General features: G+C 63.0%; 2 protein-coding genes. Both read right to left on the bottom strand.

Features of this window, described 5'->3' with window-relative positions; translation table 11 throughout:
• Positions 1 to 13 precede the first annotated feature (13 nt).
• A complete protein-coding gene (locus AC1DX0_RS34910; RefSeq protein ID WP_477223563.1) occupies positions 14 to 991 on the bottom strand; it encodes a hypothetical protein in 978 nt (325 codons plus the stop codon).
• A gap of 56 nt (positions 992 to 1,047) precedes the next feature.
• Positions 1,048 to 2,100 (bottom strand): CapA family protein, encoded by a 1,053-nt coding sequence (locus AC1DX0_RS34905; RefSeq protein ID WP_477223564.1) that lies wholly within the window; start codon positions 2,098 to 2,100, stop codon positions 1,048 to 1,050.
• Positions 2,101 to 2,198: the final 98 nt, after the last annotated feature.

Here is a 2,198-nt window from a genome sequence, read left to right as displayed (position 1 = left end):
ACGGTGAACTGCTCTAGCCCGCGTCCGTCACGCCGATCTTGCGCACCAGCGCCGCGGTCGCCAGCATGGCACCCATGTCCGAGATCATCGGCGCGACATGGCTGGTATAGTCGAGCGGCACCGATATTTCGGGCAGCTCGAAGAAATTCTTCGCCTGCGGTAACAGCAGGAAACCGTCGCCGCCATTGAGCGCGACGCGTGCGGGATCGTCCGGCCAGGTCTCGCCCAGCCATTTCAGCGCCTGCGCCAGCCGGCCCATCACCAGCGGCCGCGCGGCCTCGACATTGTCGGTGCGGAATTCATAGGCCGCATCAAGTTCGGGCACGCCGGATGACAGTTCCTGAATTTTTTTGCTGGCGAACATGCCGCGGAAGAAGCCCATGACCGCATTGGTGCGCCGCGTCGCCACCAATATTCCCGGGAACGGCTCGATGGCCTCGAAAGCGACGATGACGCCCTTGAAGGTTGTCGCCTTGGTCTTGGTCGACGCCCCATCCCAAAGGTCAGCTTCGTAGAGTTCGAACGCGAACCCGTCATAGCGTCCTGATATGATATCGTCGAAGCGGCTCATGCTGGCGCCGCCGACCGTCTCGCGCGGCAACCGGTCGAAGGAATGCGGCGTCACGTCGTGCTGGTAGCGCATATCCCCGATGAAGCCGAAGATGATCGGCATCAGCGTCTCGCGAAACGATTGCTGCAGCCGCGTCGCCGGCCGGATCGCCCGGAAATAGAGCAGGATCGCCGTCACGAAACCGATGATGTAGAGAAACACATGCGGTGTCGAAAACCATTGCTCGTTGGGGTCGGCGACCTTGTTGAACAGCCATGCGATCAGCGCCACGGCCACCAGCACCAAGCCAACGAAAAGCGGCGTCCGCCAGCGCACCTGCCGCAGCGTCGAAGCCCTCGCCGCTTCATAAGCTTCGATGCCCCTCCGGATGGCTGCGATGTCGTTCTCATCAGGCATGAAATCCGCTGTTTCCACTGCCATCTCTCCGCCGCCAGCACGCCTGCATGATAGCTGCTTTTGTGAGGGCCGCCAGACGGCTAGGCAGTGACATCCTCTTCGGTTGCCAGAGAAGGAAAGATCGCTCTCAGCCGCCCCTCGACCTTGTCGCGCATGCGGCCCTCCAACCCCTTCACCGGCACCAGCCGTTCATGATCCCCGTCCCGCAGCCGCACAAAGGGATGCAGCCGATAAGACGCAACCACACCACGCGTCCCTGCATCCGCGCTGACATCGACACCAAAAATCCCGCCAATGCGCCCCGGCCATGGCTGTCGGGCAAGGGCAGTGCCGAGGAAATCGCCGAGCCCATAGGCGACCATCGTGCCGCCGATGCGCTCCACCGGCTGCACGACATGGGCGTGATGGCCGGCGATCAGCCCGACGCCCTGCCCGGCCAACCGCCTGGCCAATGCCCTTGTTCCGGCGCGTGGAAAATGCCGGAACTCCCAGTCCCAATGCGGCACGGCGCAGAGAAGGTCGAAATGATCGCGCTGCCAGCCTGTCGGGTTCATCGACACACGCCCGGCAAACAGGTTTTCATCCGCATTGCGCCACAGCGTGAAGGCGGCGAAGCCGACATCCAGCGGCCCGACTTTGACCGGCTGCACCGGACCGTCGGCGGCGAGGCCAATGGTGCGGATGCCAAGCCGCTTCAGCGCCGCCACCGTCTCCTCGAAACCGGCGACGCCTTGATCGAGCACATGATTGTTGGCCAGCGACAGCACCAGTTTTTCGCGCGCAAGACCGGCCGCGGCCAGCGCCTCGGCCAGGAACCGCTCGCTCATCGCATGATGCGTGCCAAGCTTCGTTCCGAGCACGGCGCTCGGTCTGTCCACGACAGGGCTTTCGCAATTGCCGATCACCAGGTCTGCAGTGCCAAGCAGTTCTTTGATCGCCGGATCGCAATCCGGCGCCCGGCTGTTGGCCACCGCCGAGATGTCGCCGATGAAGGCAAGCCGCACCGTCTTTCCCGGTGGTGGCTCCATCAACGTGCCCGCCATCGGCGCAAACCCGTTGCCGTCACCGCCAAGCGACGGCTTCAGGAAACGCGGCAGCCAGGACAGTTTGTAGGAAAGCGGATAATTCGACACGCGACGCCCAATTGTTTGCCTTGTTTAGACTGTCCAGTGGGCGGGTTGAAGCGCATAGGTCGACATTCGTGTATGGTCGCCCGCAACAATACATGGGA

It is taken from the genome of Mesorhizobium sp. P3_A9 (assembly GCF_056402975.1).
This window is presented reverse-complemented; position numbering and strand designations above follow the sequence as displayed.